Source organism: Aquamicrobium defluvii, from assembly GCF_004363725.1.
GTDB classification, from domain to species: Bacteria; Pseudomonadota; Alphaproteobacteria; order Rhizobiales; family Rhizobiaceae; genus Mesorhizobium; species Mesorhizobium defluvii.
Map to the genome: position 1 here is coordinate 100,054 of NZ_SNZF01000014.1, position 8,062 is coordinate 108,115.

Genomic DNA, 8,062 nt, shown 5'->3' on the forward strand with positions numbered 1-8,062 from the left:
ACACGTCCGGGGCTCTGAAAAGCTGCGCTCGCCACGGGGAATGCTTCATTCGTCATGCCCCATAATGGAAAGGATATCGTGACGCAGACGCACGATACGGGACATGGCCGGCAGCAGAATGCGCAGGCAGTGTGCAACCTGCCTGCGGGTTCCGCACGCTCATGCAGGCGAACGGACGGACGGCCTGCCCGCTGTGAAGGAAGACACCCGCTTGCAGCCTCCGGAAGGGGGGGGGCGGCAATCTCTCCTTATATGTTGCGGCGCTTGCCTTCCATGAGGTCGAGCACGGCGCGCGCGGCGTCCAGAACGTTGGTTCCGGGACCGAAGACGGCGGCCACGCCATGGTCGAGCAGGAACTGGTAGTCCTGACGCGGGACGACGCCGCCCACCACGACGATGACCTCGTCGGCACCCCGCGCCTTCAGCGCCTCGACCAGTTGCGGCGCCAGCGTCTTGTGGCCGGCCGCCAGCGACGACATGCCGACGACCTGCACCTTGGACTTCACCGCAAGGTCGGCCGCTTCTTCCGGCGTCTGGAACAGCGGGCCTGCGATCACCTCGAAGCCGAGGTCGCCGAAGGCCGAGGCGATGACCTTGGCGCCACGGTCGTGCCCGTCCTGGCCGAGCTTGGCCACCATGATGCGCGGCGCGGAGCCGAGCACCCTGGCGAACTGGTCGAGCCGGTCCACCAGATTTTCGTATTCGGGTTCGCCCTCATAAGCGGGGCCATAGACCTTGCTCACCACTTTCGGCACCGCCGAATGGTCGCCGAAGGCATCGCGCATGGCATCGGAAATTTCGCCGAGCGTGGCGCGGGCCCGCGCCGCCTCCACGGCGGCTTCGAGGATGTTGCCCTGCCCCGAGCGCGCCACCTCGCGCAGCCGGTCCAAGGTCTCCCCGGCCTTCTTCGGATCGCGCTGGCGTCTGGTGCGCTCGATGCGGGCGATCTGCGCCTCGCGAACAGCCTTGTTGTCGATGTCGAGAATGTCGATCTCGTCCTCGGTTTCGAGGCGGTATTTGTTGACGCCGACGATCACCTCGTCGCCGCGGTCGATGGCCGCCTGCTTGCGGGTCGCGGCCTCCTCGATGAGGCGCTTCGGCAGACCGTCATTGACCGCCCTGGTCATGCCGCCCATCGCCTCGACCTCCTCGATCAGCTTCCAGGCGGCGTCGGCGAGTTCCTTCGTCAGGCTCTCGACATAGTAGGAACCGGCCAGCGGGTCGACGACCCTGGTCACGCCGGTTTCGTGCTGGAGGATGAGCTGGGTGTTGCGGGCGATGCGGGCCGAGAATTCAGTCGGCAGCGCGATCGCCTCGTCGAAGGAATTGGTGTGCAGCGACTGCGTCCCGCCGAGCGCCGCCGACATGGCCTCGAAAGCGGTGCGCACGATGTTGTTGTAGGGGTCCTGTTCCTGCAGGGACACGCCGGAGGTCTGGCAATGGGTGCGCAGCATCAGCGAGGAAGGCTTCTTCGGCTCGAACTCCTGCATGATGCGGGTCCACAACAAGCGCGCAGCGCGCAGCTTTGCGGCTTCCATGAAGAAGTTCATGCCGATGGCGAAGAAGAACGACAGCCGTCCGGCGAACTCGTCGACGTCGAGGCCCTTCTTCAGCGCCGCGCGCACATATTCGCGCCCGTCGGCCAGCGTGAAGGCCAGCTCCTGCACCAGCGTCGCGCCCGCCTCCTGCATGTGATAGCCGGAGATGGAGATGGAGTTGAACTTCGGCATCTCCTTCGAGGTGTATTCGATGATGTCCGCGATGATCCGCATCGAAGGCTCGGGCGGATAGATATAGGTGTTGCGGACCATGAACTCCTTGAGGATGTCGTTCTGGATGGTGCCCGACAGCCTGGCGCGCGGCACGCCCTGCTCCTCGCCGGCGACGATGAAGTTGGCGAGCACGGGAATGACCGCGCCGTTCATGGTCATCGACACGGAAATCTGGTCGAGCGGGATGCCCTCGAACAGGATCTTCATGTCCTCGACGGAATCGATGGCGACGCCTGCCTTGCCGACATCGCCGACGACGCGCGGATGGTCGCTGTCATAGCCGCGATGGGTGGCGAGGTCGAAGGCCACCGACACGCCCTGCTGGCCCGCCGCCAGCGCCTTGCGGTAGAAGGCGTTCGATTCCTCGGCCGTCGAGAAGCCGGCATACTGGCGGATCGTCCACGGACGCCCGGCATACATGGTGGCGCGCGGCCCGCGCACGAACGGCGCGAAGCCCGGCAGGCTGTCCAGATGCGTGGCACCTTCCAGATCGTCGGCCGTGTAGAGCGGCTTGACCGGAATGCCTTCCGGCGTATTCCACACCAGCGTGTCCGGATCGCGCTTGACCTCCTTCTCGGCCAGCGTGCGCCACTTCTGGATATTGGGGTCGGGTTTCGGATCGTTCATCACAATTCCCTGCCTACTCGAATTCGAGGATCAGTTCGTCGACGGCAAGGCTGGCGCCCGGCTCGACGGCAACGCGTTTGACCTTGCCGCTCTTTTCGGCGCGCAGCACGTTTTCCATCTTCATCGCCTCGACGGTGGCAAGCGCCTGTCCTTCCTGCACCTCGTCGCCTTCCTGAACGGCGATGGAGGTGACCACGCCCGGCATCGGGCACAGCAGCATCTTCGACGTATCGGGCGGAAGCTTGACCGGCATCAGCCGCGCAAGCTCCGCGACGCGGGGGCTGCGCACATAGGCTTTTGCATCGATGCCGCGCCAGCGCAGGCGCATCGAAGAACCGTTAAGCGTGACCTTGACGCCCATAGCCTCGCCATCCACCACGAAGGCTGCATGGCTGGCGCCGGGCAGCCACTCGCTCGAAACAGAGACATTCTCACCATCCGCGAAGGCTATCGTGTCGCTGGCCGCACCTTCCGTCACGGCGAGCGCAAATTCGTGATCGGCAACAGTCGCCACCCAGTCTGCGCCGATGCTGCGCGGATGGTTGGCGAGCACGCCGGAAATCTGCGCCGCGCGGCGTGCAAGCCGCAGATGGATGAAGGTGGCGACTGCGGCCAGCCGGCGTGCCTGCCCCTCGCTTGCCGTCACCCCGGCAAAACCGTCCGGAAATTCCTCGGCGATATAGGCCGTGGTCAGCCGCCCGTCCCGGAAACGCTGCTGATCCATCACCGCCGACAGGAACGGCAGGTTGTGGCCGATGCCCTCGACCTCGAAATCGTCCAGCGCGCGGCCCATGGCGTCGATAGCGCCAATGCGGTCGGGGGCCCATGTGCACAGCTTGGCGATCATGGGGTCGTAATGCATGGAGATTTCACCGCCCTCGAACACGCCGGTGTCGTTGCGGATGACGGTGCCATCCGGCTGCCCGCCTTCCGCCGGCGGACGGTAGCGCGTCAGCCGGCCGATGGAAGGCAGGAAGTTGCGATAGGGATCCTCGGCATAGAGACGGCTCTCGATGGCCCAGCCGTTCAGCTTCACGTCTCCCTGCGCGATGCGCAGCTTTTCGCCGGCCGCAGCCCGGATCATCTCCTCCACCAGATCGATGCCGGTGATCAGTTCCGTCACCGGATGCTCGACCTGAAGGCGGGTGTTCATTTCGAGGAAGTAGAAATTGCGCTCGCCATCGACGATGAACTCGACCGTGCCGGCCGAAAAATAGCCGACTGCACGCGCCAGCGCCACGGCCTGCTCGCCCATGGCCTTGCGCGTCGCCTCATCGAGGAACGGCGACGGGGCCTCCTCGATCACCTTCTGGTTGCGGCGCTGGATCGAGCATTCGCGCTCGCCCAGATAGAGAATGTTGCCATGCTTGTCGCCCAGCACCTGAATCTCGATATGGCGCGGCTGGGTGACGAACTTCTCGATGAAGATGCGGTCGTCGCCGAAGGAGGATTTCGCCTCGTTCTTCGACGACTGGAAGCCTTCGCGCGCCTCGGCATCGTTCCACGCAATGCGCATGCCCTTGCCGCCGCCGCCGGCCGAAGCCTTGATCATCACCGGATAGCCGATCTGGGAGGCAATCCGCACCGCCTCATCGGCATCTTCAATGAGCCCCATATGGCCGGGCACGGTGGAAACGCCCGCTTCCGCCGCCAGCTTCTTGGAGGTGATCTTGTCGCCCATCGCCTCGATGGCCTTGACCGGCGGACCGATGAAGGCGACGCCCTCCTGCTCCAGCGCCTCGGCGAAAGCCGCGTTTTCGGACAGGAAACCGTAGCCGGGGTGGACGGCATCGGCACCTGTCTTGCGGATGGCCTCAAGAATCTTGTCGATGACGATATAGGACTGCGACGAAGGCGCAGGGCCGATATGCACTGCCTCATCGGCGAGCCGCACATGCAGCGCGTCGCGGTCGGCGTCCGAATAGACGGCGACGGTTTTGATGCCGAGCTTCTTCGCGGTGCGGATGACCCGGCAGGCGATTTCGCCGCGATTGGCGATGAGGATCTTCTTGAACATCAGCCCGTCTCCAGTCCCCAAAACTTCAATCTTTGAATTTCTTTTCGTAAGGCATCGTCAGAAGCGCCGAAGCCGTGACCACGCCGCCGAACACGAAGGCGAAAGGCGCAACCAGCAGCAATATCGGAATGACCGGATTTGCCGCCCGCTCGATGCGCGCGCCGATGCCTCCTATATCGAGCCAGATGATGGCGATGGCCGTCAGCGTCCCGATCAGCGCGCCAAGCGCTGCGTTCAGCGCCATGAAGCGCAGCATCTGCCAGTGGTCCTTGCGGGCCTCCTCCGGCGTCAGCTTCGGCTTGTTCATCGCTCCTCCGGCCCCGCTCTCACAGAGGCATCGTGTCGTGCTTGCGCCATGGGCCTTCCACGCGCTTGGTGCGCAGCGCGGCAAAGGCGCGCGCGATGCGGCGGCGCGAGGAATGCGGCATGATCACCTCGTCGATGAAACCGCGCTCGGCCGCCACGAAGGGATTGGCGAAGCGCTCTTCATACTCGGCGGTGCGCGCGGCGATCTTCTCCGCATCGCCCAGTTCCGAGCGGTAGAGGATTTCGGTCGCGCCCTTGGCGCCCATCACCGCGATCTCGGCGGTCGGCCAGGCATAGTTGATGTCGGCGCCGATATGCTTGGAAGCCATGACGTCATAGGCCCCGCCATAGGCCTTGCGGGTGATCAGCGTCACCATCGGCACGGTGGCCTGCGCATAGGCGAACAGAAGCTTGGCGCCATGCTTGATGACGCCGCCATATTCCTGCGCCGTGCCGGGCAGGAAGCCGGGCACGTCCACCAGCGTCAGAAGCGGAATGTTGAAGGCGTCGCAGAAGCGCACGAAACGGGCGGCCTTGCGCGATGAATCGATGTCGAGGCAGCCGGCGAGCACCATCGGCTGGTTGGCGACGACGCCCACCGTCTGACCCTCGATGCGCATCAGGCCGGTGACGATGTTCTTCGCGAACGCTTCCTGAATCTCGAAGAAATCGCCCTCGTCGGCGATGGCCGCGATCAGCTCCTTCATGTCGTAGGGCTTGTTGGCCGAATCCGGCACCAGCGTGTCGAGCTTCATGTCGATGCGGGCCGGATCGTCATGGAAGGGGCGGACCGGCGGCTTCTCGCGGCTGTTCAGCGGCAGGTAGTCGAACAGCTTGCGCACGCCCTCCAGCGCCTCGACGTCGTTCTCGAACGCGCCATCCGCCACCGAAGACTTCTGCGTATGGGTGCGCGCGCCGCCCAGTTCCTCGGCCGTCACGATCTCGTTGGTGACGGTCTTCACCACATCCGGCCCGGTGACGAACATGTAGGACGAGTCGCGCACCATGAAGATGAAATCGGTCATGGCCGGCGAATAGACCGCGCCGCCCGCGCACGGCCCCATGATCACCGAAATCTGCGGCACCACGCCCGACGCATCGACATTGCGCTTGAACACGTCGGCATAGCCGGCGAGCGAGGCGACGCCTTCCTGAATGCGCGCGCCGCCGGAATCGTTGAGCCCGATCACCGGCGCGCCGTTCTTCACGGCCATGTCCATGATCTTGCAGATCTTCTGCGCATGGGTCTCCGACAGCGAACCGCCGAGCACGGTGAAGTCCTGAGAAAACACATAGACCAGCCGGCCGTTGATGGTGCCCCAGCCCGTCACCACGCCGTCGCCCGCCACCTTCTGGCTCGCCATGCCGAAATCGGTGGCGCGGTGGGTGACATACATGTCGAACTCCTCGAAGGAGCCCTCGTCCAGCAGCACCTCGATGCGCTCGCGCGCCGTCAGCTTGCCCTTGGCGTGCTGGGCGTCGATGCGCCGCTGGCCGCCGCCGAGGCGGGCTTCGGCGCGGCGCGCCTCCAGTTGCTCGAGAACGTTGCGCATCAGCGGCTCTCCCCAACGGATCGGAGAACGGGCACGAAAAGCAGTATCGGCATGGTCTCTCCCTGACCGGCACAGTGAGCCGGCTTCTTTCACGCTCCCCTAGACGGAAGCGGCGCCCAAGAAAATGCTGGAACGGGTGGATTTGCATAGTATAGAATTTTGCAAATTGCGAATTGTGGGAATGCGAACATGTCAACAGGCAAGCTCTATATCGGCCGCAAGGTGCGCGAATCCCGCCTCGCCCATGGCCACACGCAAGCCGCTTTCGCCGAGCGTCTGGGCATCTCGACCTCCTATCTGAACCAGATCGAGAACAACCAGCGCCCGGTTTCGGCCACGGTGCTGCTGGCGCTGGCCGAGAAATTCCAGATCGAGATGTCCGAGCTTTCGGCCGGCAGCAGCGACCGCCTGCTGTCGGCGCTTTCGGAAGCGCTGGCCGATCCGCTGTTCGAAAACTATTCGCCCGGCATGCAGGAGCTCAAGCTTGTTGTTCAGAACGCACCCGGCCTCGCGCATGCCCTGATCGCCTGCCATCAGGCTTACCGCCGCAACAGCGAGCAGCTTGCCGGCTTCGACCAGATGTCGCGCACCAGCGGGCTGACCGATCCCACCCCATACGAGGAAGTGCGCGATTTCTTCCATTTCATGGACAACTACATCCATGAGATCGACATGGCCGGCGAGAAGCTGGCGCAGTCAATCGGCATTCCCGATGCGGAAACGGGTGCGGCACTCACCGCTCATCTGGAGATGCGGCATGGCGTGCGCATCCTCAAGGCGGCGGAAGGCGAGGACGTTCTGCGCCGTTACGATCCCGCCTCGAAGCTGCTCTATCTCAACGCCTATTCGCCGGCATCGACGCGCCATTTCCAGATGGCCTACCAGATCGCCGCTCTGGAACTGAAGACGGAGATCGACACCATCGCGCGCCGCGCCGAGTTCCGCTCGCCGGAATCGGTCGAGATCTGCCGCATCGGCCTGCGCAACTATTTCGCCGGGGCCGTCACCCTGCCCTACCAGACCTTTCTCAGCGCCGCCCGCGAGCTGCGCCACGATCTGGAACTGCTCGCCGCCCGCTTCGGTGCGAGCCTCGAACAGGTGGCGCACAGGCTCTCGACCCTGCAACGCCCCGGCATGAAGGGCGTGCCGGTGTTCTTCGCCCGCTTCGACCGGGCCGGCAACATCACCAAGCGCCACAGCGCCGCCAAGCTGCAATTCGCCCGCTTCGGCGCGGCCTGCCCGTTGTGGAACGTGCATCAGTCGTTCGAGCTGCCCGGCCGCATCATCAGGCAACTTGCCGAGACCCCGGACGGCGTGCGCTATCTGTGCGTGGCGACCGAAATCGCCAAGTCGGGCGGCGGCTTCAATGCCTCGCGCCGTCGCTATGCCATCGCGCTCGGCTGCGAGATCGCCTATGCGGGCGACTTCGTCTATGCTGACGGGCTCGACCTCACCAACCGCGCCGCCTTCGATCCGATCGGCATTTCCTGCCGCATCTGCGAGCGCGCCAGTTGCGACCAGCGCGCCAGCCCGCCCTTCAAGCGGCGCCTGCTGGTCGACCACGATCTGCGCTCGCCGGTGCCCTACCGGCTGGAATGAAAAAGGCGGCGCAATGGCCGCCTTTTCGTTTCCGCCTGTCCGGCCCCTCATTCGATATCGAAGGAGACGCCCTGGGCGAGGGGGAGGGCTTTGGAGTAGTTGATGGTGTTGGTTGCGCGGCGCATATAGGCCTTCCAGGCGTCGGAGCCGCTCTCGCGCCCGCCGCCGGTCTCCTTCTCGCCGCCGAA

Annotated in this window: 5 protein-coding genes; 1 reads left to right on the forward strand and 4 read right to left on the reverse strand. The window is 64.6% G+C overall.

Annotated elements, in window-relative coordinates; genetic code table 11:
• Positions 1-248: 248 nt before the first annotated feature.
• The 4 genes from scpA to DES43_RS12495 are packed head-to-tail and all read right to left on the reverse strand — an operon-like array spanning position 249 to position 6,275.
• Positions 249-2,399 (reverse strand): methylmalonyl-CoA mutase, encoded by a 2,151-nt coding sequence (scpA, locus tag DES43_RS12480; RefSeq protein WP_035028480.1) that lies wholly within the window; start codon positions 2,397-2,399, stop codon positions 249-251.
• 13 nt (positions 2,400-2,412) lie between these two features.
• Positions 2,413-4,416, reverse strand: coding sequence for an acetyl-CoA carboxylase biotin carboxylase subunit (locus tag DES43_RS12485; RefSeq protein WP_035028482.1), 2,004 nt, complete (start codon positions 4,414-4,416; stop codon positions 2,413-2,415).
• Between the two features lie 25 nt (positions 4,417-4,441).
• Positions 4,442-4,723: a hypothetical protein gene (locus DES43_RS12490; RefSeq protein WP_245264739.1), complete on the reverse strand. Its 282-nt coding sequence runs from the start codon at positions 4,721-4,723 to the stop codon at positions 4,442-4,444.
• Positions 4,724-4,742: 19 nt separating this feature from the next.
• Complete coding sequence (locus tag DES43_RS12495) at positions 4,743-6,275, reverse strand: acyl-CoA carboxylase subunit beta (RefSeq protein ID WP_035028484.1); 1,533 nt, start codon at positions 6,273-6,275, stop codon at positions 4,743-4,745.
• 189 nt (positions 6,276-6,464) lie between these two features.
• Between DES43_RS12495 and DES43_RS12500 the strand changes: the two genes are divergently transcribed.
• The gene (locus tag DES43_RS12500; RefSeq protein WP_035028486.1) at positions 6,465-7,874 is read left to right on the forward strand and encodes a helix-turn-helix domain-containing protein; all 1,410 of its coding nucleotides are present in this window, start codon (positions 6,465-6,467) and stop codon (positions 7,872-7,874) included.
• Positions 7,875-8,062: the final 188 nt, after the last annotated feature.